The sequence below is a fragment of the Mesorhizobium sp. B2-5-13 genome, assembly GCF_006440535.1.
GTDB lineage: Bacteria > Pseudomonadota > Alphaproteobacteria > Rhizobiales > Rhizobiaceae > Mesorhizobium > Mesorhizobium salmacidum.
This window is the reverse complement of record NZ_VFUI01000003.1, coordinates 177,281-203,771: the sequence shown is the minus strand read 5'-3', so window position 1 is coordinate 203,771 and position 26,491 is coordinate 177,281. Positions and strand designations below refer to the sequence as shown.

At 63.9% G+C, this 26,491-nt stretch carries 29 protein-coding genes; 7 read left to right on the top strand and 22 right to left on the bottom strand.

The genetic code is table 11. The annotated features are described in order from the left end of the window. Positions 1-48: 48 nt before the first annotated feature. From FJ434_RS07120 to FJ434_RS07100, 5 genes are all read right to left on the bottom strand, one after another. Positions 49-333, bottom strand: coding sequence for an SCP2 sterol-binding domain-containing protein (locus tag FJ434_RS07120; RefSeq protein ID WP_027144782.1), 285 nt, complete (start codon positions 331-333; stop codon positions 49-51). A 188-nt stretch (positions 334-521) separates the two neighbouring features. Next, positions 522-1,043, bottom strand: coding sequence for a hypothetical protein (locus FJ434_RS07115; RefSeq protein WP_140504183.1), 522 nt, complete (start codon positions 1,041-1,043; stop codon positions 522-524). 29 nt (positions 1,044-1,072) lie between these two features. Then, a complete protein-coding gene (locus FJ434_RS07110; protein WP_140745399.1) occupies positions 1,073-1,498 on the bottom strand; it encodes a hypothetical protein in 426 nt (141 codons plus the stop codon). 13 nt (positions 1,499-1,511) lie between these two features. Next, entirely contained in the window at positions 1,512-2,084 is a 573-nt protein-coding gene (locus FJ434_RS07105; RefSeq protein ID WP_181165813.1) for a rod-binding protein, read from the bottom strand. Positions 2,085-2,206: 122 nt separating this feature from the next. Continuing rightward, positions 2,207-4,186 carry a BTAD domain-containing putative transcriptional regulator gene (locus FJ434_RS07100; protein WP_140745401.1) on the bottom strand — a complete coding sequence of 660 codons (1,980 nt, stop codon included), beginning with the start codon at positions 4,184-4,186 and terminating at the stop codon, positions 2,207-2,209. Positions 4,187-4,359: 173 nt separating this feature from the next. Between FJ434_RS07100 and FJ434_RS07095 the strand changes: the two genes are divergently transcribed. The 3 genes from FJ434_RS07095 to FJ434_RS07085 all read left to right on the top strand — a co-directional run bounded on the left by FJ434_RS07095 (position 4,360) and on the right by FJ434_RS07085 (position 7,022). Further along, positions 4,360-5,322, top strand: a complete 963-nt coding sequence (locus FJ434_RS07095) for a DMT family transporter (protein ID WP_348640959.1) — start codon at positions 4,360-4,362, stop codon at positions 5,320-5,322. A gap of 90 nt (positions 5,323-5,412) precedes the next feature. Then, entirely contained in the window at positions 5,413-6,108 is a 696-nt protein-coding gene (locus FJ434_RS07090; protein WP_140745405.1) for a hypothetical protein, read from the top strand. Positions 6,109-6,152: 44 nt separating this feature from the next. After that, positions 6,153-7,022: a DUF1194 domain-containing protein gene (locus FJ434_RS07085; protein ID WP_140745623.1), complete on the top strand. Its 870-nt coding sequence runs from the start codon at positions 6,153-6,155 to the stop codon at positions 7,020-7,022. Positions 7,023-7,052: 30 nt separating this feature from the next. On the opposite strand, the gene FJ434_RS07080 is transcribed toward FJ434_RS07085, so the two are convergent. From FJ434_RS07080 to flhA, 3 genes are read right to left on the bottom strand one after another with little or no spacing between them, the layout of a single operon-like run. Beyond that, positions 7,053-7,436 (bottom strand): hypothetical protein, encoded by a 384-nt coding sequence (locus FJ434_RS07080; RefSeq protein WP_140745407.1) that lies wholly within the window; start codon positions 7,434-7,436, stop codon positions 7,053-7,055. A gap of 1 nt (position 7,437) precedes the next feature. Next, positions 7,438-8,190 (bottom strand): flagellar biosynthetic protein FliR, encoded by a 753-nt coding sequence (gene fliR, locus FJ434_RS07075; protein WP_140745409.1) that lies wholly within the window; start codon positions 8,188-8,190, stop codon positions 7,438-7,440. Beyond that, a complete protein-coding gene (gene flhA / locus FJ434_RS07070) occupies positions 8,187-10,274 on the bottom strand; it encodes a flagellar biosynthesis protein FlhA (protein WP_140712738.1) in 2,088 nt (695 codons plus the stop codon). The genes fliR and flhA overlap by 4 nt, the downstream gene beginning before the upstream one ends. Positions 10,275-10,389: 115 nt before the next feature. Here flhA and FJ434_RS07065 point away from each other — a divergent pair, with 115 nt between their 5' ends. From FJ434_RS07065 to FJ434_RS07055, 4 genes are all read left to right on the top strand, one after another. Further along, positions 10,390-10,689 (top strand): putative quinol monooxygenase, encoded by a 300-nt coding sequence (locus FJ434_RS07065; RefSeq protein WP_140745411.1) that lies wholly within the window; start codon positions 10,390-10,392, stop codon positions 10,687-10,689. Positions 10,690-10,709: 20 nt separating this feature from the next. Continuing rightward, positions 10,710-11,039, top strand: a complete 330-nt coding sequence (locus tag FJ434_RS29690) for a hypothetical protein (RefSeq protein ID WP_181165814.1) — start codon at positions 10,710-10,712, stop codon at positions 11,037-11,039. Between the two features lie 24 nt (positions 11,040-11,063). Beyond that, positions 11,064-11,195, top strand: a complete 132-nt coding sequence (locus tag FJ434_RS30445; protein ID WP_281406437.1) for a hypothetical protein — start codon at positions 11,064-11,066, stop codon at positions 11,193-11,195. A 161-nt stretch (positions 11,196-11,356) separates the two neighbouring features. Further along, entirely contained in the window at positions 11,357-13,138 is a 1,782-nt protein-coding gene (locus FJ434_RS07055) for a chloride channel protein (RefSeq protein ID WP_140745413.1), read from the top strand. A gap of 23 nt (positions 13,139-13,161) precedes the next feature. Here the strand turns inward: FJ434_RS07055 and FJ434_RS07050 are convergent, their stop codons facing one another. The 14 genes from FJ434_RS07050 to FJ434_RS06985 form a co-directional block, all read right to left on the bottom strand. Further along, positions 13,162-14,805, bottom strand: a complete 1,644-nt coding sequence (locus tag FJ434_RS07050; RefSeq protein WP_140745416.1) for an MFS transporter — start codon at positions 14,803-14,805, stop codon at positions 13,162-13,164. A 184-nt stretch (positions 14,806-14,989) separates the two neighbouring features. Further along, on the bottom strand, positions 14,990-15,256 hold the full coding sequence (gene fliQ, locus FJ434_RS07045) for a flagellar biosynthesis protein FliQ (protein ID WP_013893193.1): 267 nt from the start codon (positions 15,254-15,256) through the stop codon (positions 14,990-14,992). A gap of 13 nt (positions 15,257-15,269) precedes the next feature. Beyond that, positions 15,270-15,677, bottom strand: coding sequence for a flagellar hook assembly protein FlgD (gene flgD / locus FJ434_RS07040; protein ID WP_140504163.1), 408 nt, complete (start codon positions 15,675-15,677; stop codon positions 15,270-15,272). Next, positions 15,677-16,120, bottom strand: coding sequence for a flagellar biosynthesis repressor FlbT (gene flbT, locus FJ434_RS07035; RefSeq protein ID WP_140712732.1), 444 nt, complete (start codon positions 16,118-16,120; stop codon positions 15,677-15,679). Before flbT ends, flgD begins: the two co-directional genes overlap by 1 nt. Further along, positions 16,117-16,464: a flagellar biosynthesis regulator FlaF gene (gene flaF / locus FJ434_RS07030; protein ID WP_140504160.1), complete on the bottom strand. Its 348-nt coding sequence runs from the start codon at positions 16,462-16,464 to the stop codon at positions 16,117-16,119. The genes flbT and flaF overlap by 4 nt, the downstream gene beginning before the upstream one ends. A gap of 32 nt (positions 16,465-16,496) precedes the next feature. After that, entirely contained in the window at positions 16,497-17,540 is a 1,044-nt protein-coding gene (locus tag FJ434_RS07025; RefSeq protein WP_140745419.1) for a flagellar hook-associated family protein, read from the bottom strand. A gap of 3 nt (positions 17,541-17,543) precedes the next feature. Then, positions 17,544-18,995 carry a flagellar hook-associated protein FlgK gene (gene flgK, locus FJ434_RS07020; RefSeq protein WP_140712726.1) on the bottom strand — a complete coding sequence of 484 codons (1,452 nt, stop codon included), beginning with the start codon at positions 18,993-18,995 and terminating at the stop codon, positions 17,544-17,546. A 27-nt stretch (positions 18,996-19,022) separates the two neighbouring features. After that, positions 19,023-20,282 carry a flagellar hook protein FlgE gene (locus FJ434_RS07015; RefSeq protein ID WP_140504155.1) on the bottom strand — a complete coding sequence of 420 codons (1,260 nt, stop codon included), beginning with the start codon at positions 20,280-20,282 and terminating at the stop codon, positions 19,023-19,025. A gap of 79 nt (positions 20,283-20,361) precedes the next feature. After that, positions 20,362-21,030, bottom strand: coding sequence for a response regulator transcription factor (locus tag FJ434_RS07010; protein ID WP_015315897.1), 669 nt, complete (start codon positions 21,028-21,030; stop codon positions 20,362-20,364). A 212-nt stretch (positions 21,031-21,242) separates the two neighbouring features. Next, on the bottom strand, positions 21,243-21,827 hold the full coding sequence (locus tag FJ434_RS07005; protein WP_181165815.1) for a transglycosylase SLT domain-containing protein: 585 nt from the start codon (positions 21,825-21,827) through the stop codon (positions 21,243-21,245). After that, the gene (locus tag FJ434_RS07000; protein WP_140745421.1) at positions 21,760-23,136 is read right to left on the bottom strand and encodes a flagellar hook-length control protein FliK; all 1,377 of its coding nucleotides are present in this window, start codon (positions 23,134-23,136) and stop codon (positions 21,760-21,762) included. The genes FJ434_RS07005 and FJ434_RS07000 overlap by 68 nt, the downstream gene beginning before the upstream one ends. After that, positions 23,133-24,488 (bottom strand): chemotaxis protein MotC, encoded by a 1,356-nt coding sequence (locus FJ434_RS06995; RefSeq protein ID WP_140745423.1) that lies wholly within the window; start codon positions 24,486-24,488, stop codon positions 23,133-23,135. The genes FJ434_RS07000 and FJ434_RS06995 overlap by 4 nt, the downstream gene beginning before the upstream one ends. After that, positions 24,485-25,876: a MotB family protein gene (locus FJ434_RS06990; RefSeq protein ID WP_140745425.1), complete on the bottom strand. Its 1,392-nt coding sequence runs from the start codon at positions 25,874-25,876 to the stop codon at positions 24,485-24,487. Before FJ434_RS06990 ends, FJ434_RS06995 begins: the two co-directional genes overlap by 4 nt. Then, positions 25,873-26,490: a hypothetical protein gene (locus tag FJ434_RS06985; protein ID WP_140745427.1), complete on the bottom strand. Its 618-nt coding sequence runs from the start codon at positions 26,488-26,490 to the stop codon at positions 25,873-25,875. The genes FJ434_RS06990 and FJ434_RS06985 overlap by 4 nt, the downstream gene beginning before the upstream one ends. Between the last annotated feature and the right edge of the window lies 1 nt (position 26,491).

Sequence of the window (26,491 nt, the reverse complement as noted above, 5' to 3'; positions counted from 1 at the left end):
AAGGCGGCGTTTTTATCACCTAAAGCCGCTTCTGGCGGCCGCGTCCGTTCAGCCGATCAACTGGCTCAGCGCCATGGCGACGGTCATGTCGCCTTCGACCTTTATCTTGCCGGTCATGAACGCCATGGTCGGGTTCAGGTCGCCCGCGATCAGCGAATCCAGATCGTCGAGCGACAGCTTGATGGTGCAGTCGGCGGGAGCGTCCGTGGTCGAGACGGTTGCGCCGTCGATGACGATGACGCCGTCGCTGCCGGTGTCGAATTTCACGGAACGATCGAACCCGCTGCTGGCCACGCGCGACTTGATCTTCTCGGCAATCTCCTGAACGCTCACGCTGTTCTCCTGTCTGGTTGCATTCTGTCGCGCAACGGCACTTCGGTCCAGCCGAAGTCCATGCGGCATCACTGGCGATCACGATCGCTGCCGCATATAGCTTTGGATTGACGTTTACGTCAACGCGAATTGCAGGAATCGGCCCCGACGCCGACTGCTATCGGGACCACCGGCACCGGGCCGATAGTTCAATGCGCGCTGACCGGCTTAGGCGTCGCGGGCGCAGGGGTGCTGGCATCCTGCCGTCGGCGCAGCCAGTTGTCGCGGATCTCATCCTTGCTCAGGAAATTGACCTGGTCGATCAGGACCTCATGCACCAGGGTTGCGCCGACACGTGTGTTGATCGTGTCGCGGATGGCGGCGCGAAAGGCATCGAGGTCGACCGTCGCCTTCTTGCTGAAGTCGATCTGGGGGTGGGCGTAGAGATAACTGTAGACCTCGTCTGTAATCAGCGCCTCGGCTGGGATCGACAGCTTCTTTATCTGTTCCGGCTCGACGGTATAGACGAGCTTGGCCAGGAAGTAGCCGTCGATCTTGGAGTCGTGGATCAGCGGCACCGAAATGACGTCGGTCTTGACGTAGTCCAGCCCGCCCAGCATCGGCTTGGGTTTTTCGCCTACGCCGCGTTCGCCAGCGGCCTGGAACGAATAGAACACCGCGCCGAGCGTGGCGGCGCAGATCCAGACCGCTATGGCGATGACCTTGATCATTTTGAACCCGAGCCCGGCATCGCCGCGCTCTAACCTTTCTGCCTGCCGAACTCGCCGGCGGAGTAGGTGCCGTCGGTTTCGGCGCGCTGGATGGCGCTGCGCAGCAGGCCGGCAACCTCGTTGACGGCGCTCAGATGCGCCAGGATCGCGGCCTCGTTCTTCGCCAGCTTCTGGCGCAGCCGGGTCAGGCCCTCGCGGTGCTGCTCGAGGAATTCGGCCTCGCTGCCGCCCTTCATGGCGCGGGTCAGCTCGTAGAGATAGCGGCTCTTGCGGGCGTTCGACGCCTTGAGGTCATAGCTTGTATCGCTGCGGATGCCGGCGGTCTCTTCCTCGACCACCTCCTCGATGCGGCCGATGATGGCGGCAAGGTTTCCAGGCCGCGCGAAAGGGGTCGGTGCGTCCGACGCTGTTGCTCGCGCTGGCAGGTTGGCGGAGAATTCGGAAGAGTCGGCCATGGTGTTTCCCAGTCTAGATCTTGATGTCTGTTTTTATGGTTGTCTCGTCGCCGGTCATCGACCTGGCGGCCTTGCGCTGCAATTCCTGGACAAGCGAGGTGGACAGACGGGTCTGCTGGTCGATCTCGGTCTTTTCCGGTCCATTCGAAACCGGGCCGATCGGTACCGTGCGCTTGCCGTCCATGTAATGGTCGGCAAGCAGCGACTTGGCGATGCCGATGCCGCCGCGATCGGCCATGACGTCGGCGACGCGCTCGGCGAGCTGCGATTTCCACATGTCGCCGGCGAGACCCGTGCCGTAGACGCCCTCGGTGTCCTTGGGCAGCATGTTCTGGATGAAGGTCTGCAAGACCATCGCCTCGAACTTCTTGAATTTCTTGGCCGGGTCGGCCGTCGCCGCGGTTTTGTCAGCCGTCGCGCGCGACAGGATCGAGCCGGCATCGACCGAGGCCGCGGTGTCGACCGAAAACGTGCCGGCGACGTTCCCGGCGCGCTTCGTCAGCGCGGCGCGGGCAGCCTCGATATCCATCGGATCGGCAGCTCGGGCGACATCCATCACGATGTCGCTGGGTGGAGAAATCGCCAAGAAGGTCCGCCTTTTGCCGGGTTTCCTTAGCCAGGACCATGCCTCAACAAGCTTGTGGCAGGCTTGCGGGGAGGCGGGCTTGATCTGGTTTGTCCGGGTCCAAGCCGCCTGGCCAGCTTCCGTCAGGAAGCAGGAAGGCCAGCTCTCGACAACATTTCAAGGAATCTCGCGTGATGATGATCCTTCACATAGCGCGGCACAAAGCCGGGGCAGACATTGCCCAGGTTGAGATGAGGAAGTTGTGACAGGCAATGGTGTATGGCCCGTGAGGCTTCTTCGTTGTTTCCGGTCGCCGACGCGGACGCGGCCCAGTAAAGGGCGCCGCGAACAAATCCCGGTTTTGTCCTGACCACCCTGCGGGCGACTTCGAGCGCCCGCCGATCGTCGCCGCCCGCGAACAGTGCGACAACCAGGCCATGATGACGCCAGAAATCGATGACGTCATGCGTTCCGAGCCGGATTGCCTCGTTCGCCTCACGCACTGCTTCGTTTACCTGTCCGCGCAATGCAAACAGCATCGAAATGTCGCCGTGGCCGGTCGGATAGCTTGGATTGAGACTGATCGCGTGCTGACATTCGGCGATCGCTTCGTCGATGCGGCCACAACTTTCGAGCGCGAATGACAGGATGCAGCGGGCAATTTCGTCGTCAGGCACCGCCCGTACCGCCGCCGCCGCAAGCTCGACCGCCCGCTCGATCTGGCCCGGCTCCCTGGGCAACGAACCGAACGCCACGCCCATTGAAATTGTAATCGAGAGCGTCCGCTTCGCACGAGCGTTGTCGGCGCCTATCGAGACAGCTTTCTCCGCAAGCTCTAGCCCGATCAAAAGCGAGTCCCGGGTCATCTCAAAGTACTTCATCAAAGCTTCGTTCACCAACCTGCGCACTTCGGGGGGACCAGGCGGGCTCTTGTCGCGGACTTTCCAGTTGGTCAGTTGAAGGTCGAGGATCACGGCCAAGACAACAGACTGTGCGATCCTGTCCTGGAATTCGAGCGCATTCTCGGAGTGCCCGTCGAACTTCTGGGCCCAGACGTTGTGGCCGCCAGCGGCATCGACAAGCTGGATATTCACCCTCAGCCCATTGCCCGATCTCTGGACGCTGCCGCTAAGCACGTATCGCGCGCGGAGCGTTCCCGGGATCTTTGTTCCTTCGGCACCACTTTTCTCCGCGGGTGGCGGCGCGGAGAGCACGACATAGTCAGCCACTTCGGAAAGAGCCGTGGTGATGTCCTGCACGAGCCCCTTGGAGAAAAAGTCGTCGCCTTGCTTTCCGGTCAGGTTGATGAAGTCGGCAACGCTGATCGATGGGCGCCCGTGGCGCTGGTTGGCTGGAACAGCATTTGCCGACTGTGTATTCGACGCCGTGTCGGCAGACAGCATGGATTGCCAAAGCGCTCGCGTCTCCGGGCCGACCTCGACCCCGAACTCTTTCTTCAACATGCTTTTGCAAACTTCGTATGTCCTGATCGCCCTGTCGCGTTGACCCGACGCGAGCAGCAATTCCATCTTGAGCCGATAGGACTCTTCCCGCGTCGGCTCCATGACGAGAACGCGATCAACCAGTATGATTCCGGTTTCCGCGTCAACGAGACGGGCCAATTTTTCGAAAGCTTCAAGTGCGCGGCTCAGCAATCTGTCGCGTTCGGATGTGACCCAGCCATCGAACCCATCGCTTCCCAGATAAAACCCGTCGAGGAACGGCCCGGTGTAGTTCGCCAGGGCCTTTTCGAGCTCCGGCACGGAACGGGCCGTGAGGCCTGCTTCGAACTCGTCCACGTCAACCCGAACCGCGTCTGGCGTGAGGCCAATCGATTCCCCGCGGGAATGGATAAGATTCACGCCTGCCCGCGATAAATCCCGGCGCAGAATACTGAGGGTTTGCCGCAGACTGTTGCGGGAGTGCTCGCTATCGCTGTCACTCCAGAATAGATCAGCCAGTCTCTCCCGTGTCGCTGCCATGCCTGGAGACCGGGACAGATAAGCGATGATCGCAGGCCCTCGTTTTCCTGTCAGCCGGAGCGAATCCGCCGTGGCATTTTCGATCCTGAAACCACCGAAGAGCGAGATTCTATTTGTCTCGCCCTTATCTTCATTTTGCATTTGCTCTCCCCGCCTGACGAAATTCTAACTCAAAACTAACGCTTCGCAAACAGTAGCGCACCACCCTCAAGCGCTGCCGTGATGCAGGATCGTCTAGATCCGGCGAGTAAGGGCGGCCGAGTCATCAAGACCTTGGCTTGAGGGGGTGCCGGGTGTCTGAGACCAGAGCCAATTTGCTGCTGCTGTTGGCGGCCGCTTTATGGGGCCTCGGCAATGTCGCGCAAAAGACGGTGCTTGCTCACCTTGATGCTCTGAGTGCCGTCGGCCTGCGTTGCCTGATCGGCGGGCTGCTGGGGCTGCCCTTTGTCTTGAAGGAAAGGAGACTGCCTGCCGGGCCAGGCTATTTCTCCAGCCTGACCAAGGTGGGTGTGTTGTTCGCGATCTCCATCACGCTTCAGCAGCTTTGCTATCTCGGCGCCGCGGTCACGAATGCAAGCTTCCTCGTGAGCACCGCAACCGTGATAACACCACTGGCCGCCTGGCTGCTCATCGGCGAACGCCCGACGGCGAACCTTGCCGTAGCTGCCGGTTTGATCGTCCTTGGTGCCCTGCTTTTGTCCGACGGAATCGACGGTTTCGGCGGCGGCGATCTCACCGCTATCCTGTCGGCCGCCTGCTATGCGCTCTGGATGGTCGAACTTGGCCGGCACATGCGGGCCCATCAGCGACCGTTCACCGCCTCGGCGACACAATTCCTCGGGGCGGCGGCCTTCGCCCTGCCGCTCGGAGCGCTGCAAGGCAAGCTATCGCCGGCCGCTGTATTCGCGGCTGGCCCGGAATTGGCGGTCCTCGGCGTGTTCTCCACCGCGATCGCTTTCGGCATACAGACCGCCGCCCAACGCTTCACCACCGCCAGTCATGCCGCCGTGATCGTCAGTGCCGAAAGTGTCTTCGGGGCGCTCGCGGCGACGATCTTCCTTGGCGAACGGAGCTCACCCGCGGGCGCACTGGGTGCCGCGATCATTCTCGGTGCGATCCTGTCCGTCGCAGCGAACGGAACGCCGCGTGCCCGCGCTGGCCGGCCCGATTCCTTTGATGCGGCGCCTGTCGTCGTGGCCGCGCCCGCACTCAGGGCGGGCGATCGTTCCGTCCCCAATTCAGGTTCAGTGGAGATACGTCATGATCCTTGCCGTTGATCAATGCGTATTCCAAATCCGACCGCCACTCGGCATGGCCTCAAACGACCCGGCAGCGGTCGCTGCCGGGCTTGTCGCGAGGTCGCCGCGATGACCGCTCGGGCAGCTCCGATCGCATATCTGGTGGCGGCGCTTCGCGCCCGCGTGAAGGGACCCGGCGGCTATTACAACAGCGGCAATGCGCTCGGCATCGTCGTGGGTGTCGCAATTCAGATTGCCACGGTGCCGGTCGGATTGCACGAGGGAAGCGCCGTCACCACCGCGGTGATGAACTGTTTCGCCGGCAGCCATGGCAGTGTTTCGCTGGCCCTGGCTACCCTGGTTTTCTTCTTGGGCGGTGAGGCCTATCACCGGGCATGGTCAGGGCCGGATGCTCCCGATCCCGCCCTCAACCGTCTGGGCGACTTCCTGTCAGGCATAGGTGCGCTCGGGCTCGGCGCTGCCCTGCTGCTGCTCGGCGATCCCTTACTGGCGGCGACTTCCGGCCTGCTGCATGCGTTGGGTAAATTCGGCAGCGCCATTCATGGGACGGGCACGCCGCTTCCGTTATGGCCGGTCGCCTGGCCCGATCCCTTCCGTAGTGCAGTGCTCGCCAGCCGGTTGCCGGCAATGCTGGCGACAACCGTAGCCCTCGGGGGGACCTTCCCGCGGGTCTGGTCGGGCGAGTCCTTCGCGGCGCTCGCCATGCAACTGACTTTGCTGGGCTGTTACCTTCTATGGACCAAGGCGGATCTGCTGCTGCTCGGCGCGCGGAGCAAGGCTCTTCGCGAGATTTCCACACGTTGAAAAATGACTGCTTGAAAATGCCCGTTCTTGAGATGGAGAATAACATGTTGGGTAGTATGCATCGGGGCGTAGGTGCCCTGTCCGTAGCGGCCTCTTTTCGCGAGCAGGCGTGCGCGATATGCAGGGGCACCCTGACATCGGCGACAGAGCGGTCAGCCGAAGGGCCGGCAAAGCGCGCCAGCCTATTTTTGGCGCTGGTGGGGACACTTGCGGCTTCGGTGGGTTGGACGCCGCGGGCCTGGGCGGCCAACGTCGATGTCGCCGTTGTGTTCGCCGTCGATTTCTCATCCTCGATCGATCCAAAAGTCGCCGATCTACAGCGCGAGGGTCATGCCGCGGCACTCACTTCTCCAGAGATCATCGCCGCCATCGCGCGCAATTACGTCGGCTGCATCAGCATTGCCTACTTTGAGTGGTCAAGTCCCGGACACTCACGCGTCGTGCTGCCGTGGACAAACATCTGCGGGCTGGAAGACGCCAGAGCGGCCGCGTCGGTGATCAGCAAGAAGGGAGATACCGGCTTCGCTCGCCGGGGGCGGAGCGGAACGTCCGTATCGTCGGCTATTGACGTCGGTAGCCTTCTGCTCGATCAGTTTCCGGGAACGGCAGCAAAGAAAGTAATCGACATCTCGGCCAACGGCGAGAATAACGATGGGCTTCCTGTTCAGCCGAGCAGGCTGAACGCCGTTGCCAAGGGGTATACGATCAACGCGATCGCCATTCCAACGCAGGATGAGGATCCCGATCAACCGTTGGCATCCTATTTCGCCAAATCGGTCATTGGCGGTTCCCAAGCCTTCGTTATAACGCCGAAGGGACCGAGCGACTATGTGACGGCCCTTCGCCGCAAGCTGGTTACGGAAGTAAGCATGGACGTTAGCCGGCAGGCGGATGGACTCTCCACGCAACCTTGATGAGTTCGGGCCAACGATCGGGCTCCGGCACTACTCCTCGCCCCGCTTCTGGGCGATCAGGTCCAGGCGCTCGCGGTCTGATCTCTCGCGTTCGTCGCGGTTGCGCAGGTCCTTGTAGGCGCGCTCGACCATGTTGGTGCGGGCGCTTGCCGCGGCGATGAGGCCGGCCTCTTTCCTGGCGCTTTCCAGGCTTTCCTCCTGGCGCACCACGGCTTGGGCGATGCGGCGATGATAGAGATCGGGGAACAGGCCGGAGAGGGAATTGTCCTGGTCGAAATGGCCGATCAATTCGCGGGCTTCGGTCTCGGCGGCGTTTGCCGCGGCGACGAAGGTGGCGTGGCGGGTTTCGTGCAAGGCTTTCAGCTGTTCCTGCACCTTGACCAGTTTCCTCAAGCGGTCCTTGCGCATGCTCATGTCACCTTGCCAGTGTGAGGTCGACGAAGCCGTCGACGAACAGCGACAGCATGGTGCCGATGGCGAAATAGAAGATCAGCATGCCGCCGGCGATGACGAAGGGCTGGGAGATGAAATAGATCGGGATCTGCGGGGTCAGCTTGTTGACGAAGCCGATCGTCAGATTGACGAGAATGGCATAGGCGACGAACGGGCTGCCGAGGCGGATGACCAGGAAGAACGTGTCCGACACGGTGTCGGTGATGTCGACCAGTGCGGCCTGCGGGTTGAAGAAGACATTGACCGGCGCGACCGTGTAGGACGTTACCAAGGCACGGACGATTTCGTGGTCGAAGTCGAAGACGAACAGCATCAGCAGCGCCGAGAACGAGATGATGGCGGCAAGGGCTGCCTGCGGTTCCGGCTCCTCGATCGCTGGTCCGCCGGAGCCGCCATAGCCGATCAGCATGGCGATGGCCGAGCCCATGAAGCGCAGCGCTTCCATGTAGAGCCTGGTCATGGCGCCGATCAGCCCGCCGACCAGCAGCTCCGAGATGATCATCGGCACCAGGATCTGCGGGCGCGGATCGACGAAGGGAAAGATCTTGTCCCACAGGAAGGCGAGCAGGCCGCCGGTGGCGGCGACCGCGACGAACAGCCTGACCTGGACCGGGATGCGGGCGCTGGACAGGCCCGGCATCAGCATGAAGCAGGCGCCGATGCGGCAGAAGGCGAGGAACGCCGCGATGACGACGGCCTGCGAGAGAACGCTCACGATATGGTCCCGAGCACCCTGATCTCGACGCCCTTTGCGATTTCGACATGGGAGAGCACCGGCAGCGTGGTGAACAGGCGCTCGATGATCATGCGCACATAGGGGCGGGCGTCGGGCGCTGTCACCAGCACGAAGCGCTCGCCGGCTTCCAGATGTTTCTTGATCGCCTTGGTGGCGTCCTGGCCGAACTCCTCGAGCTGGCGCGGATCGATGTCGAACTCGCGCACCTCGCCCTTGGCGTCACGCTTGAGGCTCTGGTGGAAGGCAAGGTCCCAGCGGTTGCCGAGGCGCAATACCTTGAGGACGCCGCTTTCCGAGAGATCGCCGCAGATCTGCTGGGCCATGCGGATGCGCACATGTTCGACGATCTGTTCGGTGCGGCGCACATGCGGCGCTATCTCGGCAATGGCCTCGATGATGAGATGCAGATTGCGGATTGAGACGCGTTCGGCAAGCAAGAGCTTCAGCACCGCCTGCAGGCCGGGATAGGAGATGTGGGTGGTGCAGATCTCGTCGGCGAGTTTGCGGTATTCCTGGTCCTGGCGTTCGAGCAGCGCCTTCATGTCCTTGTAGGAGAGGAGCTGCGGCAGGTTGTTGCGGATGACTTCCGAGAGATGGGTGAGCAGCACCGACATGTTGTCGGCAAAGGTGAAGTTCTCGCGCTTCAGATCCTCGGCGAAGGTCTCCATGACGGAGTAGGCGCGCATGCCGAAGGCGGGCTCACGGATTTCCTCGCCGGGGATTTCGGGGATGTCGCGGTTGCCGAGCAGCACCATGATCTCGCCGACGCGCATCGAATATTCGGCGACCACGGTGCCGTGCACCTTGATCTGATAACTTTTCGGCGGGATGGCGAAGTCGTCGGCGACGCGGACTTCCGGCACGACGAAGCCGTATTGCTGGGCGAATTTCTTGCGCATCTTGGACATGCGGAAGACCAGTTCCTGATGCGAGACCAGCAGCCGGGTCGAAAGCTGCTTGCCGATCAGGAGTTCGATCTCGGCTGTGGCGAGCGAGGCCTTGACCGAATTCTTCTCTTCCTCGGCCTTGCTCGCTTTTTCCTGGCTCTTCAGCGCCTCGGCCTCGGCGGCTGCCCGGTTGTGGCGCATCGGAATGACATAGCCGAGGGCAGCCATGCCGGCGGCGAGCGCGAAGAACGGGAACAGTGGCAGGCCGGGCATCAGGCCGAGCAGCACCAGCAGTGCGGCCGCCACGTAGAGCGCGCGCGGATGGGCACCGAGCTGGCCGAACACGGCCTGGTTGGTCGAGCCGCGCGTGCCGCCCTTCGACACCAGCAGGCCGGCCGCCAGCGAGACGATCAGCGCCGGAATCTGGGTGACCAGACCGTCGCCGACAGACAGCTTGATGAACACGTCGGCGGCCTCGCCCATGCCCATGCCGTGCCTGATGTAGCCGATGGCGATGCCGCCGACGATGTTGATGGCGGTGATGATAAGGCCGGCGATGGCGTCGCCGCGCACGAATTTCGAGGCGCCGTCCATCGAGCCGAAAAAGGAGGATTCCTCTTCCAGTTCGCGGCGGCGCAGCTGCGCGGTCTTGTCGTCGATCATGCCGGCGGAGAGGTCGGCGTCGATCGACATCTGCTTGCCGGGGATGGCGTCGAGGGTGAAGCGCGCGCCGACCTCGGCGATACGGGTGGCGCCCTTGGTGATGACGATGAAGTTCACCACGATCAGGATCATGAAGACGATGAGGCCGATGACGAAGTCGCTGGCCATGACCAGCTTGGAGAAGCCGGCGATGACATAGCCGGCGGCGTGCGTGCCCTCATTGCCATGCGACAGGATCATGCGCGTGGTGGCGATGTTGAGCGACAGGCGCAGCATGGTGGCGATGAGCAGCACGGTCGGGAACGAGGAGAAATCCAACGGCCGCTGGATCCACAGCGCCACCATCAGGATCAGCACCGAAAGTGCGATCGAGAAAGCCAGCCCGATGTCGATGAGAAAGGCCGGGATCGGCAGGAACAGCACGGCCAGGATGATGACGATGCCGAGCGCGAAGAAGATGTCGCGGCCGTTCTTGGCCGCCACGCCGGGCTGGATGCTTTCGCTGATCGCCATTCTCGTCCTCGAACCACAGGGCTGCCGAGCATGCGACAGCCCGGCGAGGGTAGCTGGCCAAGCTTGCGCGAGGGTGGGAGAGTGGCCGGATCGACTCTCTCGCGAAGGACAATTCATGCTGCTGATCATCGGTACGATCCGCCTGTCGCCCAACAGGCTCGACGAGGCCAGGCCGGTAATGGAACGCATGGTTCGCGCCAGCCGCGCCGAGGACGGCTGCCTTGAATATTCCTATGCGCAGGATGTGCTTGATCCCGGCTTGATCCGGGTCACCGAGGCATGGCGCGACAGGCCGGCACTCGATGCGCATTTCCGCTCGCCGCACATCGCCGACTGGCGCGCGAGTTGGCCGGGCCTCGGCATCGACGAGCGCAATCTCATGCTCTACGAGGGCGGCGAAGCCATGCCGACCTGAGCGGTCCGGCGCCCGGATCCTTGCCGGCCGCCAGCAAGCAATCAGGTCTCGGCCGTGTCTGCGGTGGCAACGCCGACCAGCCACCGCCTGACGGCTCGTTCCTCCGGCGCCGACAGGCCGGCGGTCAGTTCGCTCTCGATTGCATGCACACGGTTCCGGCATCGCCGCAGCAGGGCCTGTCCGCTGGCGCTGAGCTCGATATGCTGGATGCGGCCATGGACAGCGTGCGGCTTGCGCTGGACAAGGGCGTGCCCGGCATCTTCAACGTGGCCGAACCCAATGAGGCCGCCTCGACGCGAAAGGCGGCCGAGGAACTCGGCTGGCGCGCCGATTTCCGCTTGCCCGCCTGAACCAATCCGCCCGGAGACATCGACATGATCAGCAATCAGGCCCGTTTGCGAGCGATCCATCTCGTCGCCGAGAATGCCAGCACCACCGAGCCGGCCGAACTGCTGGCGACCTTTTATTGCCTACGACGATTGCGGCCGCTGACGATCCCGGATTGACCACCGCGCCAGTGGCTTTCCACGTCCGGGACGGGAACGGCCGGGTCAGGCGGCATCGCGGCCATATTGGCGCCTTTGATGTCGGCATTGTGGTTGTCACGACGTGCCGCCCGGCGTATCAGGCGGGTCTTCCGTTGCCTTGATATCGGCGAGCCGTCCCGGTGCTTTCCAGAAACCAACCCCAAGTCTACGCCCGCCGGCTGCGCGCGGTGCTTCTGAGGTCAGTCCCTCTCTTGGAGGCGCGCGGCATCGCCGTGGTCATCCTGGCGGGCGTTGTCGGCATCACGGCGGGCATACTGGTCACCGCGATGAGCCAGATCGTGCAGGACCTGCACGGGCTGCTGTTTGGTGTCCAGCCCGGCGGACGCCTGTCTGGCATGTTCTCGCTTGCCAATCCGATGCAGGCGCTGATCCCCGCGATCGGCGGCATCCTGCTTGGGATATCGGTGGTCTGGCTGAGGCTTCGGAAATTCCGCACTCCGGTCGACCCGATCGAGGCCAACGCGCTCTATGGCGGGCGCATGTCGCTCACCGATACCTTCATCATCGTCGTGCAGACGATGATTTCCAGCGGCTTCGGCGCTTCGGTCGGCCTGGAGGCCGGTTATACGCAGATCGGCTCAGGGGTCGCCTCGCGGCTGGCGCGTGCCTTCCGATTGCGCCGCAACGATGTCCGCATCCTCGTCGGCTGCGGCGCCGCCGGCGCCATATCAGCCGCCTTCGATGCGCCGCTGACCGGCGCCTTCTACGGTTTCGAGCTGGTCATCGGCATCTACTCGGTCGCCAATGTCGCGCCTGTCTTGACCGCCGCGATCTCGGCGTCGCTGACAGCGGAAGTGTTCGGCGGCGTACCGTTTCCGCTCGAGCTTTCAGGGTTACCGCAACTCACCGCCAGTCAATATGTACCATTCCTGTTGCTCGGCCTGCTTGGCGGCGCGGCCTCGATCGCCATCATGCATCTGGTGACGCTGATCGAGCGCGGGTTCAACAGGCTGTCCGTCGATGCCTCGCTGCGCCCCGTCATCGGCGGTGTCCTGGTCGGCCTCCTCGGCCTGATGACGCCGCAGGTCCTGTCCAGCGGCCACGGCGCGCTGCATCGCGAGTTCGCCATGAATTACGGGCTGGCGGTGGTGGCCAGCGTCTTCGTGCTGAAGCTGGCGGCGTCGGCCATCTCGCTGGGCTCGGGCTTTCGCGGCGGACTGTTCTTCGCCTCGCTGTTCCTTGGGGCGCTGCTCGGCAAGTCGTTCGCCGGTGTCATGGCGCTCGTCTCGCCGGCGACCGGCATCGACCCTTCCGTCGCCGCCGTCGTCGGCATGACGTCGCTCGCCGTCGGTGTCGTCGGCGGCCCGCTGACCATGACCTTCCTGGCGCTGGAATCGACCCGTGACCTGACGCTCACCGGCGTGGTGCTTGCCGCCTCGATCATGGCGGCGATCCTGGTGCGTGAGACCTTCGGCTACTCGTTCTCGACCTGGCGCTTCCACCTGCGCGGCGAGACGATCCGCAGCGCCCACGATGTCGGCTGGATGCGCAGCCTGACCGTCGGCTCGATGATGCGCAAGGACATCAAGACCATCGACGCCTCGACGACCCTGGCCGCCTTCCGCAAGGAATTCCCGCTGGGTTCGGCCCAGCGCGTGATCGCCGTCGACCCGGGGGACGAGTATGTCGGCGTGCTGATCGTGGCCGAACTGCACAGCGATCCCTCCGGAGGCGAGGTGCCGGTGCGCGATCTTGCCCAGTACAAGGATGCCGTCCTGGTGCCCAGCATGAACGTGCAGGCCGCCGCCGAGACCTTCCAGCGCGCCGGCGCCGAGGAACTGGCCGTGGTCGAGGACTTCGCCGACCACATTGTGCTCGGGCTTCTGACCGAGGGCCATTTGATGCGGCGCTATGCCGAGGAACTCGAAAAGGCGCGCCGGGACCTGTCGGGGGAAGGGTAAGGAGCCCGCGGTCTCCGAACTCGTCAGTGCTCGATCGGTCCCTTGGCCGGCACCAGCGCCGTGCCGGCGGTTGTCGGACGCTCGATGACGCGGCGCACGCGCGGCGGCTCGTCGCCTGAGTGCAACGCCCGCAAGCGTTCGCCGACCATGGCGTCGGCATGGGTGATGCGGCCATTGTGCCTGACATATTCGAGCCAGGTCGGCGTGTGATAATGCTCGATCCAGATCGACGGATTTTCGAGATCGCGCGCCAGCGTCCAGTTTCGGGCGCCGTCGCGGCGGCGGATGCGCCCGCGCTCGGCCATGGTGGCGAGGAATTCCGCCTCGTCCTCGCGCCGGATCACATATTCGATCATGATGGCGATCGGACCGCTGCGCGGCTTCAGGTCGAGGGCGAGGTGCGGCTCCTTGAAGCGGTTGAGCGGGTCCAGGTTGAGCACCTGCTGTTGTGGTAGCGGCAGCACGAGACCGATGGCACCGCCGGCCAGCATGGCGATGGCCGCGGCGATCAGCGCCGTCTCGGCGCCATGCGCGTCGGCGACCACACCCCAGATCCAGCTGCCCAACGCGATGCCGCCGAAGGTGGCGGTCTGGTAAACCGACAGAACCCGGCCGACCACCCAGCGCGGCGTCGCCATCTGCACGGTAACGTTGAAATGCGAGAGCGCAATCACCCAGCAGGCACCGCCGACCAGCAGGCCGAGCGAGGTCTGCCAGGCATGCTGGCCGATGGCGGCGTTGAAGGCGCAGGCAGCGAAGCCGGCGAAGGCACAGCGCACCATCGTCTCGCTGGAGAGCAACTGCCGAAGCCGCACACTGATCAGCGCGCCGCCGACGGCGCCGATGCCGAAGGCGCCCAGCATGATGCCGTAGGTCAGCGCGTCGCCCTTGACGACGTCGCGCGCCACCAGCGGCAGCAGCGCCAGCACCGCGCCGGCGCTGAAGCCAAAGGCCGCGCCCCTGACCAGCACCTTGCCGATGTTGGGCGACATGGCGACGTAACGCAGGCCGGCGCCCATGGCGGCCCCCAATGACTCGCGCGGCAGGGTCGAGACCGGTAGATCCGGCTTCCAGCGTGCCAGCACGACGATGAGGCCGACATAGCTCACCGCGTTCGCCGCGAAGGCGGCGGCCGCACCGGCGGCCGCGACGATGATGCCGCCGATCGCGGGGCCGACACTGCGGGTCAGGTTGAAGCCCATGGAATTCAACGCCACGGCGGCAGGCACCTTGTTGCGCGGAACGATGTCGCCGACGGAGGCTTGCCATGACGGGCTGTTGAGCGCCGTGCCGCTGTCGATCAGGAAGGTGAAGGCCAGCAGCGTCCACGGCGTGATCAGGTCGAGATAGGTGAATACGGTCAGAAGCACCGAAACGACCAGCATGAAGGTCTGGGCGACCAGCATCACCTTGCGGCGGTCGAAGCTGTCGGCGATGGCGCCCGCGACAAGCGCGAACAGCATGATCGGCAAGGTGGTCGAAGCCTGGACCAGGGCGACCTGATAGGGCGAGGTGGCGATGGTGGTCATCATCCAGGCGGCGCCGACGCCCTGGATCAAGCCGCCGAAATTGGAGACGAGACTTGCGCCCCAGACGGCGCGGAAGATGCCGTGCCGGAACGGCGCCAGCGCCGAGACGCTTTCGCTATCCGGCTTTTCGTCAATCATGGGCGGGTTCCTGCCACGGCGTGCCGATCCTTGCGGTGATCCGTTTCCCCGCATGATTTGCCGAAACTATGGCATCACGGCGCAAAGGGCGAATGCCTTGCGGGCAAGATCATGGTCCAACAAGGGGATAGCGAAGGGCCACACGCTCGTGCCGGAAGGCGCCGAGCACCCTTTCTGGAATCGCTCAGAAACCGTTCTGGATGCGCTCGAAGATGACATTGGTGAAGGCCGATATCTGGCCGCCGATGAAGGGGCCCGTAAGCGCCACCACCAGCATGATGGCGACGATCTTGGGCACGAAGGTCAAGGTGATTTCCTGGACCTGTGTCAACGCCTGGATCAAGGCTATGCCGATGCCGACGGCCATTGCGACCAGCACCACCGGCGCGGATGCCGTCAGCACCGTCCAAACCGCGTACTGGACGATGTCGAGAGCGTCGGCTTCGTTCATGTCGGCGGTTGGCCTAGCTCGCCGGCTTGATCGACACGCCCGCGCCGACGGGGACCTGGGTGCCGTCCTGCAGCACTGCGATCAGTCCGCTGCTGGCGAGCGTCACCGAAGCCACTATTCCGGTGGTCTTGCCGTCGGCCGACGTGATCGAGCGGCCGATAATAGCGTCGGCCTGCGACAGCGCCGAGGACTGCATGATCTGGTCGAGCTTGGTGTTGCTCTGTACCGATTGCTCGACCTGGGAGAAGGTGGCGAGCTGGGCGACGTACGCCGTCGAATCCATCGGCTTGGTCGGATCCTGGTTCTTCATCTCCGCGATCAGAAGCTTCAGGAAGGACTGATAGTCGACCGCTGTCTTCGAGGTCGACTTGGTGGTCTGGTTGGCGCCAGCCGGTATCGTCGTCGTCATGTCCACGGTCATCAGTATCGTGCCCCCACGGCCAGCGGGCGCGCGGCACCCGGAACGTCGTCATTGCCGCCAAGCGCGCGGCGTTCGAGAGGATAAAGCGAACGGATCGCCTTCAAGGCCTCGTAAATGTGATCCTCGCCGACCATGCGGTCGACCTGTTTCAGCGCGTTGCTGATCTCGGCGTCTTCGAAACTTGCAATGAGCAGCGGCAGCGAGCGGCGGAACATCTCGCGTGCTTCATCGGCACCAGCGGGGTTCATCAGCATGACCTGCACGATGAAATAGAGCTGCCGCAATGGCGTCGACGCCTCGTCGGCCTGGATCACATGGCTCTCGAGCAGGAACTGCACGTCGTTCATCAGCTCGACGGTGACCTTGCGGTCGACGCGGAGGACCGCGCCGTTGATGTAGATCTTCTCATTGGGCTTCAGCGATATCTTCAGCGTGTTCGTCATTGAATGCCGTCGCGGATGATCTGGGACACTTCGATCAGCCCCTCGAAATTGTCGGTGCGGCCCTGGCGGATGTCCTCGGCCTCGCGCAGCAGCCACAGGCCGATGGAAATCAGGTTGGCGCGCAATTCCTTGGGGAGCGCATTGTCGCTGGAGCCAAGGTCTTCGACGAAGACAGTCCAGACGCGGTTGGTGAAATTCAGTGCCTCCACGGCCTCCATCGAATCCTGGCCGGCCACCGCCGCAGCCGACAGCATGTCGATCGAGCGGGTCAGCAGCTCGCGCTCACGGTCCTTGGCGTCCGTGACGGAGGTGCTTTGGACGTCGGCGTAGGAGAATTGGTACATCGTTGGCTCTACCGTTCCGGTTCAGAGTGCTTTCAGGTCAGGTAATTCAACAGGCTGAGCTGCTGCAGGCGCGCCGTCAGAGCGAAAGACGTCTCGATATGCTGCGTCAGGTCGGCGACGCGGGTCGCGGCTGCGGCCGGATCGACTGCTTCGAGATCCAGAATGTGCCGTTCGAACAGGTCGATCTGCGTCTTCATACGGTCGCTGGCGTCGGAGACGCGCTTCTGGACGATGCCGGTCTGGGATTGGACCTGCGCGATGCCGCTCAGCGCTTCGCCAACCAGCACCTGCGAGTGGCCGACGATGCTGTCCTTTGCCGCCCGGCTGATATTGGTGGACATCAGGCTGGAGACCAAGGCCGCCGCCATGGCGAGCTTCCTGATGCCGTCGCTGTTGGCGCCGGTCGAGGTCTCGGTGGTTTCGTTGAGCGCGATGCGGCTGACGATCTGCTGGTCGGTGGCATTCGACATGTTGGTCTGCCAGCCCGCGCCGAGGAACTGCGGCGTGACATCGTTGGTGATGAAATCGTCCATTTGGGCCGCGGTGATGTTGGCTGCGGCCGGGTCATTGGGCGTGAAGCCGAATTTGGCGACGAAGGAGGCGTCGAAGGCAGCCTTGGCGGGAGAACCGGGGGCCGTGAAATCGTTGATGGGCTTGACGTCGGTGTTGGTGCCAGCGAACAGATATTCGCCGTTAACGCTGGTGTTGAGGATCGACGTAAGCTGCTGGATAGTTGTCTGGCCGGTCGATTGGGTCAGACTGTCGGAGTTGTCACCCGACGATGCGGTGGTCAGGCTGGACAGGAAAGTCTGCGCGACGTTGGAGAGCTGGCCGAGCGAGGTCTGGGTCGATGAGAGCCGGGCGGCCACCAGTCCGTTGGAATCGACAATGACGTTGAGCCGGTCGAGGTCGCGCGAAAAAGTGACGGACTGGGCGGTGCGCCCACCAAGTGCCAGACCGACATCGGCGACCTTGCCGGTCGAGGACTCCTTCGTGGCTTTGACGAGATCGGCCTGCATGCGCATCTGCTGATAGCGCATGGCATTCGTGAGGGCAGCAGAGGAGACAAAGGTCATGGCTTATCCCACCGCGTTCAACAGGGCCGTCATCATGTCGTCGACGGTCTTCATCATCCGGGCGGATGCCTGATAGGTGTGCTCGAGATCGAGCATCAGCGACATCTCTTGATCGACATTGACGCCGGTTGCGTTGGACAAGGCATCGGCACTGCGCTGTGCCAGGGCTTCCTTGGCGTCGGCGGCGGTCGAAGCCTGCTGACGAACGCCCTGCAACCAGCCGATCGAATTGGCGGCGTAGTCGGCAACGCTGGAGGTTGCCGAAATCCCGGCCGAGGAATCGAACGTCATCGGCTTGTCGAGCTGGTCGCCATAGGCGACCAGAAGGTTGGAGTATGAAGCTCCGCCAGTGTTGGCGACGTAAGCGGCGCCGTTGGCGCCGCCGTCGCGCAGCAATGTCGGGTTGCCGCCGGTGCTGGGGTCCATCGCGGCATTGATCTTGATCGTTCCAGCAAGGCCATCGACGAGCGTGCCCGCGGCTGGCACCGCCGGTGCGCCCGACCAGGTGAACAGGCCCGCCGCGTTGGGCATCGACGGTGCGGTTTCGGCAAAGGCGGTGATCAGGCCGCGCGCGGTTTCGTCGAGCTGGCTCTGCATGGTCGAGGCGACGCCGTCGCGCAATTGCAGCATACCGGCAATCGTGCCGCTGGCGGTTGTGTTGCCGCCGCTGCCCGCCGAGACCGGCACATTGTCGATATAGACCGTGTTGCCAGCCGCACCCGCGGCATAGCCCGAAGATGGGGCGAAGCTGACGGTACGTGGGATCGTCTCGAACAATGTCGTGCCGTCGCCCGTAGTGATGACCATGTCATTGTCGCCACGCGTGAAGGTCGATACCGGAATGTAATTGGCGATCTTCTTCAACAATGCGTCGCGTTGGTCGAGCGCATCTGAAACGTCGGTACCGGAACGGGTTCCGGACATGACCGCCGTGTTGGCATCCTGGAACTGGTTGAGCAGCGAGTTGAGATCTTTGACGGCGGTATCGATCTGGCCGTCGGTCTGGGTACGAAAATCCTGAATGGCCTTGGAGCCTTCATTCAGGGACCGCACGACCTGTTTGGCCGCGTCGATGACACTCGAGCCCAGATTCTGGTTGGACGGCGAGGTGGCGTATAGCTGCAGCGCCTGCTGCAGATTGGCAATGGCGGTCGAAGGTGAGGAGGCGTTGTCGACGCCATTCACTGAAACGTCGAGCTGATCCATGCCGCTGTAGAGCGCATTCTGGCCAGCGTAGGCGGACAAAGCGCCGAGGTTCTGGCGAAACAGCAGGTCGTTGGCCGCACGCTGGACATCAACCGAACGCGCGCCGGGCGTCGTGCTGGTGACGAGCGCGATGCGGCGCGAATAGTTCGGATTGTCGGCGTCTGCCACGTTGCGCGTGACGACGCTTGTCTGCCGCGAGGTGGCTAGAAGCGCCGATTGGGCGATGCTCAGTGCGGAGGAAAGCGACATGCTGGTCTTTCACGGGCGGAGCCCGGTTTATCTCTTCAGGTTGACGAGGACGTCCATCAGATCGGAACCGGTCTGGAAGACTTTGGAATTGGCGGTGTAACTGCGCTGAGCCGCGATCATGTCGGTCAATTCCTCCGCGATATCGACGTTGGAATTTTCGAGCGCGCCGGAAATGATCGAACCAAGCTTGCCTTCATTGGCAAAACCGACACGGATGGCACCGGAGTCGGTGCCTTGGGCGTAGACATTGCCAGGCAGCGCCTTGAGCTGGTCGGGGCTCTGCACGTCGGCCAGCGGAATTTTGTAGAGCGGCTTGGAGGTGCCGTCCTTGTACTGGGCGTAGATGGTGCCGTCCTTGCTGATCTGCACCTTGTCGATGGTGCTCGGCGCGTTGCCGTTCACCTGGGCGTCGGAAACGGTGAAACCGGTGCCGAGCTGTGTGAGCGCCGACAGGTCGAGATCGAGGCTGGCGCCGCCCGGCACTGTGAACGAAACGTCGGTGGGGGTGCCGGTAAGCTTGCCGGTGGTGGTATCGAAGGTCAGGTTGGCCGTTCCCAGTGCACCGCCGCCAGCGTAGGGGAAGCCAGTTCCGGCCGTCGCCTTCGATTGGTCGAAGACCGCCACCTGCCAGGTGCCGGCGCCGGTGTTGGTGAAATAGACGTCGAGCAGCCTCTTGTTGCCGAGATTGTCATAGGCGACCATCGACGATTTCGAGGTGTACTGCGCGCCTGCGGTGTTGGTGGTGGGCAGGTTGCCGGCGGCGACCGGTGTCGCACCTGCCGGCAGATTGCCACTGAAATTGCCCTGGGTGCTCGGCGTCGCGGTCAGTCCCTGGTCGGAGATGACAACCGGCTCGAGACCTTCGAAGCCGTTCACGGTCGCTGCCGGCGTGCCGTTGGCGTAACTGTAGGCCATCAGCTGGAAACCGGCGGCATTGACCAGCCGGCCCTGTGCATCGGGAACGAAGGCGCCGGCGCGGGTCAGGAAGGGCGTGCCGCTCGGGTCCTGGACGACAAAGAAGCCATCGCCGCTGACGGCAAGGTCGGAGACCGAGGTCGTGTATTGAAGTACGCCCGGATCGCTGACCGCCTGGCGGATCGTGGTGGTGACGCCGCCGGAATTATAGGCGCCGCCGGTCGACGGCATGATCAGCGTCGAAAATTCGGCCGAGGACCGCTTGTAGCCGGTGGTGTCGGAGTTGGCGATGTTGTCGGCCGTCGTCGACAGGCGGTTTGCCTGGGCGTTCATGCCGGAAACGCCAGTCCGCATCATTCCGTAGAGGCTCATCGAGATGTCTCCGCAATATCCTTGCCACTGGCTTCGAGGCTAGGCCTCCTGTCTTGCGCGAGGCTGGCGCGGTGCCGCATCAGAACACCAGCCGGTAGCCGAGGAAGCGCTTGGAATCGATCGGGTCGGTGCCCAGCTTCTCGCGCAGTTTCTTGCGCAGTTTGCTGATGTGGCTTTCCACCACGTTCTCCTCGACCTCTTCGTCGAAAATGCCGTAGATGGCGTTGAACACCTGGGTCTTGGTGACGCGGCGGCCGCGATTGCTCGCCAGATATTCCAGGATGCGGCGCTCGCGGCGTGGCAAGGGCAGCGGTTGGCCGTCGATCTCGGGATCGCGGCCGTCCATGAAGATGCGCATGGCACCGATCTCGGTATAGGCGACGTCCTCGCTGGCGCGTCGGCGGATGGCGGTGATGCGGGCCAGGATTTCGCGGATGTGCACCGGCTTGCGGATGACGTCGTCGACGCCGCTCTCGAACAACCGCAGCGTGTTTTCCAGCGAATGTTGCTCGCTGAGCGCAATGACCGGAGCTCCGGTGCGGTCGCGGATCTGGCGCGGCGAGATTGCGCCGTCGCGACAGTCGCCGATCAGGAAGGCCCGGACCGATCGCAGATCGGTGTCGGCGGCCGAGTTGACCCACTCGCCGAATTCGCCCGGTGCGAAACCGGCGCAGGCAATCCCCTCGCGGTCGAAAAGTGAATTATAGCCCTCTGTCACGAGCTCTCGCTCGTCAACGATAACGATCATCGGCCCCGCCTCCGAATCAGCACATTTGCCCCGTGGGGAAAGGCGTATCCGCTGGCGAGAATCCTGAACAACCGTCATTTCTTGTAACTAGTTTCTTGGGAGTCTGGAATCGGAGCGGTTGCATTAGCGCGCCGCCAGATATGTTTGTGAGCCCAGGTCGGATGGACCGCTTCGCATCCAGGGAGTTGAGGTATTAGAAGCAGAAAATGCGCTTATGGGTTGCAGAAGGCGCGAGCGTTCGTGGTCCATTTGCCGAAGCCGGTGGCTACCATGTTGGCGATCACCCTGCAGACATAGACCTTCTGCGCCGGATCGTTGTCGGGACCGGCATGATAGCGGGCGACGGCCATCGACCAGGTCACATGGCGGGCATGGAGGCTGGCCAGGAAGCTTGCCGCGTAGTCGACGTTCTGGCGTGGGTCGAGCATGTCCTCGACGCTGCGGAAATGCGAGGCATGGTAGTGATGGTTGATCTGCATGCAGCCCAGATCGATCAGCGTCTTGCCCTCGCGCTGGGCGTTGGCGAAGGCGGCAAGCGCTTCGGCCCGGCTTCTCGGGAAGACTGCTTTTCCCTCTATGTTCAAGGCATTAGGCTGAAGACTGCCCTTGTTGCCGGTTTCCGTCAATCCGACGGCATAGAGGATGCCGGCGGGTATGCCATAGCGGTCGGCGGCACGCAGGATCTCGGGTTCGCAAGGATTGGTGGCGGCGCCGGCGCTGCTCGCGAGGCTAGATAAATATATCGCCAGCGCGCTCGCGAGAAGGCGAAGCGGCGCGGCCGTGTGCTTGCGCTTCATCATGGTTACCCCTTGCGGATTGCTGACCCGACTGCTGGCCGCCGGCTCCATTATTGCCGCCGCCGGAATTTCCGGGCTGGAAGGATGATGGATCGCGGCCGGGTGCAGCGCTCACGGAGGCGGTCGTATCCGTCCGGGTTGTAGAGGAAATTGCGACCGAGGGTTGCATGATGGTGACCTTATCAACCTCGAATCCCAGCCCGCGCAGCGACTTGACGATCGCCTCGCTGTCGCTGGAAAGCCGGCGATAGGCATCGTGTGTTTCGGGCTTCAATTCAATCGACAGTTGTTCTCCGGAGAGCCGAAGATGGGCCGTGACCATGCCCAGTTCCGCCGGGTGAAGTTCGATCTTCAACACATGTGTCGGAACGGCAACAGAGCCCGTCAGTTGAGCGGTCGCGGAAGCCGTGGAAAGCGTCTGGTTCGGGCCCCCATCGGCTGAAATGGCGCCAATCACGTTGAGGGCTGCCTGGCTCATCGGTGCCTGCGGCGGCGCGGGAAAGCTGCGTTCGGAAACCACGTCGATGCGTGCCGCCGCCGACTGCTGTTTTCCCGGCTCGGACCGCAATGAGGACTGAAGGTCGGCGATGGATTTCAGCTGTGGCGGCGCCTGTTCCGTCTCCATGCCTGGCACCTCCGCAGGCGCCTCGCACAGGGGGCCGGCCGCGATGGCATTGTCGTGTTTCGGCGCGCCGGCGGCATCGCGGACGAGCTTGCCGTCGAGTTTCGTCAACGGCCCGTCGACGAGCGATACCCGCTCAGGCTCGGACATGGGTTCGAGACCGTCACGCCCCGAAGCGGATTTCTGCCGATAGGCCTTCGACGGAAGCTGCCCATCGATAGCAGAGCCCTGTCCTGTTTCGCTCGCGCTCGAGTCGGCCGACTTGGTCGATGTCGAGAAATGGCGCAGGTCATGAAACGCCATCAGCAGCGGCAGATGCCCGTCGAGCGGCGTTGCGCCCGGATCGGCGGCGGGCGCTTCGGCATCGGCATCCTTGTCCGTCCCGGCGTCCTTGCCGTCCTTCATGGATTTCGCGGCAGACGATCCGCTCGGCGTGGCCCTTGCCTTGCCGGCGGGCATCGGCTTGTCCTCGCCTGCCTTTGCCGCAAGCTCCGCGGCAAGCCTGGTCCACCGCGGATCGCGGGAGCCCGCCTCGGCCGGTGGCTGCTTCTCCGAATGGGCAGGGCTCGCGCCGCCGTGCACCATCTCTCCGAAACCGGTGTCGTCCTTCTTTCCGGACGCGGCCGGCTGCTCGGCCGTGCGCACGGCGGTGAATCCTTGCAGAGCCGGACCGAGGCTGGGGGTCATTTCGGGGCGGCTCCAAGCATCTGGTCGATCAGGTCTAGCTGTCGACGGGTTTTCGTCATGGCGGCGTCGGTCGGGTCTGTCGTGTCGGCGCTGGCCGAGGCCGCCGGTGCCGGTAGGACGGTTGCCGCATCGGTTGCAGGCGTGGATGCGTTCGGCGCAGCCGCTGCTGCGTCCAGGGATGGCGTAACGGCGGTCTGTTCAGGGACAGCGCCCTCGACAGGTGGCAATCCGGCGGCATCGGTGGCCGCAACCTCGGGTTCGGGCGATGGCACAACCGCGGCGGGCGCCGGATTTGCGGCCGGAGGGGAGGCAGGCGGCGCCACCACTTCACCGGCGATGGTCTGGGCCGCGTCGAGCAAGGCGCGGTCGCCGTCCGACAACCTGCTGCGGTCGATCTTGCCCAGTTTGGCACGCACGTCCTCGATGGTGTCGGAGGTCACCGTGGACAGGCTGGAATAGAGCAGGGCGCGCGGATCGCCCTGATTGGTGTTGCCGTCGCGACCCTGCTCGGCCCGTGCCGAGGCGAAGGCCGACAAGTCGCTCATGCCGTCAATCGCGGCGCGGCGGGCGATGCGCAGATAGATCACCTTCTCGCGCTCGGGATCCATCATCGAGGTGATGTCGGCAAGCTTGTCCTGGCTGATCGACATGTGCAGGGCGATGACGCCGGAGACGAAGGAGTCGGCGAACTGGCTGGCGTAAGGCGAATAGAGATAGCGCTCGACATACTGGGTGGAGGCAAGCGCGAACCGTGCCGCGTCGCCTTGCGTCACGGCAATGCCGACCGAGCGCCGCAACGCCGCTTCCTCGACCAGAGTGCCGGGGCTGAGCAGCTTGGCCTCGTCGAACAGCGTGAGTGCGGTCGCCGGCTGGTCCGTGGCAAGCAGCGAGCCTTTGACCAAGGCGAGGAACGCGCCGAGATCGCCTGGCAGAGCCATAGGATCGATCGGCCTCAGGGCTTCGATCGCCTCGCCGGGCCGGCCGTTCAGGTAGTCGATCACACCTTTGGCCATGGCAAGGTTGCGCGGATCGGAGGCGGCGCGCGACACGGCCGCCTCGACGGTTACCGGATTGCCGCCGCTCATGCCGTAGACCAGGAGCGCGCGAAAATTCCTGGGATCCTTGAAATCCTCGGCATCGGCCGCGCGCAACCGCGCATCGGTCATCTCGAGCAGCTTGGCCTGCATCGGCATCGCGGCGTGATCGCCGGCCGCGATACGGTCCTGGACGAGCTGCAATGAGCGCACCAGTTGATAGGGCTGCAGCGTATCCTGGGCAAAGCCCGCCGACGGATATGCCGTGGCCAGCAGCAACAGGCCCATCAGGCGGCTGGTCAGCGCCGCCCGCTTCATCCGCCGGTCGCCATCAGGATCTCGATGCGGCGGTTGGCCGCCGACATTGGGTCTGCCGGATCCTTGGGCTGGCGATCCGCGAAGCCGGCAACCTCGGTGATGCGGCGTTCATCGACGCCGCCGCGCACGAGCATGTAATAGGCGGAGTGCGCCCGCGCCGTCGACAGCCGCCAATTGTCGTAGCTGGCGCTGCGGAAAGGGCGCGCATCGGTGTGGCCGTTGATGCTGATGGTGCCCTTCTGGCTGTTGACGATGTGGCCGATCTTTTCCATCGCCAGCACCAGCTCGCGACTCGGCACCGCCGACCCGATCTCGAACATGCCGAAGTCGAGCTGGTCGGTGATGGAGATGACGACACCCTTGTCGGTGGCTTCGACCGAGACACCGTCATGCAGCTTGTCACCGGGCTTGAAGGCATCGGCGAGCTGCTGCTTAACGTCGGCAGCCGCCTTCAGCGCGGCGGTGGTCGGAGCCTTGTCCGCCGCCTCGGTTTTTGCGGCCTCCTGCTTTGCGACCGCATCAGCGGCCTTGTTGTCTCCAGCGTCGGCGTTGCCCGCCTTGGTATCCCCCGCCTTGGCATCGCCGGCCGTGGCATCGCCGGCCTTGGCATCGCCCGTCTTGACCATTGTCGCGGCGGTATTCCTGCCATCTCCGGCCAGGGGCTCGAGCGGTGCGTCCTTGACCGGCGGTGCGGGCGGCACGGCCTTGACCTTGGCGACCCGAGTCTCGGCCGCCTTGTCGCCGGACTTGAGCGGGTCGCCCTCGATCTTGGGACGCTGGGCGCTCGCCTCGGCGCCGGGCGCGGCGACCTGCTGCGACCAGAAGTCCGGCTCGAAGGGATCGCGGTAGGACGCGCCGCCCGAGGCACCCGTCGCCGGGCCGGAATTCTGCGCGCCGCCATCGCCCTTCTGGCTGACATTCTGCATGACGCCGGTATCCGTGGCGATCTCCGAGAGCACCGCATAGGGGTCGGCGAAAAGATGCTCGTCGGATTGTGGCGACTGCTGCGGCTCCTGGTTTTCCTGCTTGCGGTTGAATGAGCCCGCGGCGCCGCTGCCGTCCTGCCCGGCCTTGGCTGTCGCTTCCTGCGGGTCGTCGGCCATCAGCCCGACCGAGCGCGGCCCATTGCCGAGATCCTGGAGGCCCTTGCGGCTCGACTCACGGTCGACCAGCTTGACGGGATTGAAGTAGCTGGCGACGGCGGCCTTGGTCTGTTCGTTGGCGGCATTGATCAGCCACATGACCAGGAAGAAGCACATCATCGCGGTCATGAAGTCGGCGAAGGCGATCTTCCAGACGCCGCCATGGTGACCTTCGTCGTGGTCGTCATGCCCGCGCCGCACGATGATGATCTCGTGCCTGCCATGATCGGCATCGGCGACGCTCATGACAGCACCTCGGAAAGTGTTGCCGACCATTCGGCCATGCGCGTCTCGAACACGGCCTCGTCGATGGTGACCGTCAGGTCGAAGCCGGGCGCCTCGATGAAGTCGAGATTTTCGGCACGCGGCCCAAGCGATGCCTTCAGCGTTTCGAACAGCGAGAGCGGCCCGCGGACCGTGATGCGCACGGCTTCGCCATCGCCGACGGCTTCGCGGACCGCGCCGGCGAGCGCTTCAAGCGAGCGCTTCCGCAGATCGTCGCTGACCACGCCGCCGATGATGCGGGCGACCGTGGCGCCGACAAGATCCGTCACGCGCGCCTCCATGGCGTCGAGCCGCGACGAGACCGCCTTGCCGACATCGCCACTGAAGCTGTCGAGAAAGGCCTTCGCTTCCTCGGCATTGGCCCGGCGTTCCGCTTCCAGCGCTGCTTCATGTGTCGCGGCAAGCCGTTCGCCGAGCGCTGCCTCCGCCTGGGCAACCGCTTCGGCGATCAGCGTGCCGATATCGGCCGGCGGTGCCGCCTCGGGTTTGTGCTCGGTGGCGGCCTGGGGCTGGCTGGCGCGTTGCGCGCGCGTGCCGAAATCAGGGAGAAGATCGAAGAGGGCTGCGGAGGGCATG

What these genes read in the sequence shown, in the direction of transcription:
- flaF (WP_140504160.1), bottom strand. Translation starts at nt 16,464, where the DNA reads ATGTACCAATTCTCCTACGCCGACGTCCAAAGCACCTCCGTCACGGAC.
- flhA (WP_140712738.1), bottom strand. Translation starts at nt 10,274, where the DNA reads ATGGCGATCAGCGAAAGCATCCAGCCCGGCGTGGCGGCCAAGAACGGC.
- FJ434_RS07010 (WP_015315897.1), bottom strand. Translation starts at nt 21,030, where the DNA reads ATGATCGTTATCGTTGACGAGCGAGAGCTCGTGACAGAGGGCTATAAT.
- fliQ (WP_013893193.1), bottom strand. Translation starts at nt 15,256, where the DNA reads ATGAACGAAGCCGACGCTCTCGACATCGTCCAGTACGCGGTTTGGACG.
- FJ434_RS30445 (WP_281406437.1), top strand. Translation starts at nt 11,064, where the DNA reads ATGATCAGCAATCAGGCCCGTTTGCGAGCGATCCATCTCGTCGCCGAG.
- FJ434_RS07085 (WP_140745623.1), top strand. Translation starts at nt 6,153, where the DNA reads ATGTTGGGTAGTATGCATCGGGGCGTAGGTGCCCTGTCCGTAGCGGCC.
- FJ434_RS06985 (WP_140745427.1), bottom strand. Translation starts at nt 26,490, where the DNA reads ATGCCCTCCGCAGCCCTCTTCGATCTTCTCCCTGATTTCGGCACGCGC.
- FJ434_RS07115 (WP_140504183.1), bottom strand. Translation starts at nt 1,043, where the DNA reads ATGATCAAGGTCATCGCCATAGCGGTCTGGATCTGCGCCGCCACGCTC.
- flgK (WP_140712726.1), bottom strand. Translation starts at nt 18,995, where the DNA reads ATGTCGCTTTCCTCCGCACTGAGCATCGCCCAATCGGCGCTTCTAGCC.
- FJ434_RS06990 (WP_140745425.1), bottom strand. Translation starts at nt 25,876, where the DNA reads ATGAGCGTCGCCGATGCCGATCATGGCAGGCACGAGATCATCATCGTG.
- FJ434_RS06995 (WP_140745423.1), bottom strand. Translation starts at nt 24,488, where the DNA reads ATGAAGCGGGCGGCGCTGACCAGCCGCCTGATGGGCCTGTTGCTGCTG.
- FJ434_RS07110 (WP_140745399.1), bottom strand. Translation starts at nt 1,498, where the DNA reads ATGGCCGACTCTTCCGAATTCTCCGCCAACCTGCCAGCGCGAGCAACA.
- FJ434_RS07080 (WP_140745407.1), bottom strand. Translation starts at nt 7,436, where the DNA reads ATGAGCATGCGCAAGGACCGCTTGAGGAAACTGGTCAAGGTGCAGGAA.
- FJ434_RS07065 (WP_140745411.1), top strand. Translation starts at nt 10,390, where the DNA reads ATGCTGCTGATCATCGGTACGATCCGCCTGTCGCCCAACAGGCTCGAC.
- FJ434_RS07015 (WP_140504155.1), bottom strand. Translation starts at nt 20,282, where the DNA reads ATGAGCCTCTACGGAATGATGCGGACTGGCGTTTCCGGCATGAACGCC.
- FJ434_RS07025 (WP_140745419.1), bottom strand. Translation starts at nt 17,540, where the DNA reads ATGACCTTTGTCTCCTCTGCTGCCCTCACGAATGCCATGCGCTATCAG.
- FJ434_RS07100 (WP_140745401.1), bottom strand. Translation starts at nt 4,186, where the DNA reads ATGCAAAATGAAGATAAGGGCGAGACAAATAGAATCTCGCTCTTCGGT.
- FJ434_RS07050 (WP_140745416.1), bottom strand. Translation starts at nt 14,805, where the DNA reads ATGATTGACGAAAAGCCGGATAGCGAAAGCGTCTCGGCGCTGGCGCCG.
- flbT (WP_140712732.1), bottom strand. Translation starts at nt 16,120, where the DNA reads ATGACGAACACGCTGAAGATATCGCTGAAGCCCAATGAGAAGATCTAC.
- FJ434_RS07000 (WP_140745421.1), bottom strand. Translation starts at nt 23,136, where the DNA reads ATGACCCCCAGCCTCGGTCCGGCTCTGCAAGGATTCACCGCCGTGCGC.
- FJ434_RS07090 (WP_140745405.1), top strand. Translation starts at nt 5,413, where the DNA reads ATGACCGCTCGGGCAGCTCCGATCGCATATCTGGTGGCGGCGCTTCGC.
- flgD (WP_140504163.1), bottom strand. Translation starts at nt 15,677, where the DNA reads ATGACCGTGGACATGACGACGACGATACCGGCTGGCGCCAACCAGACC.
- FJ434_RS07005 (WP_181165815.1), bottom strand. Translation starts at nt 21,827, where the DNA reads ATGAAGCGCAAGCACACGGCCGCGCCGCTTCGCCTTCTCGCGAGCGCG.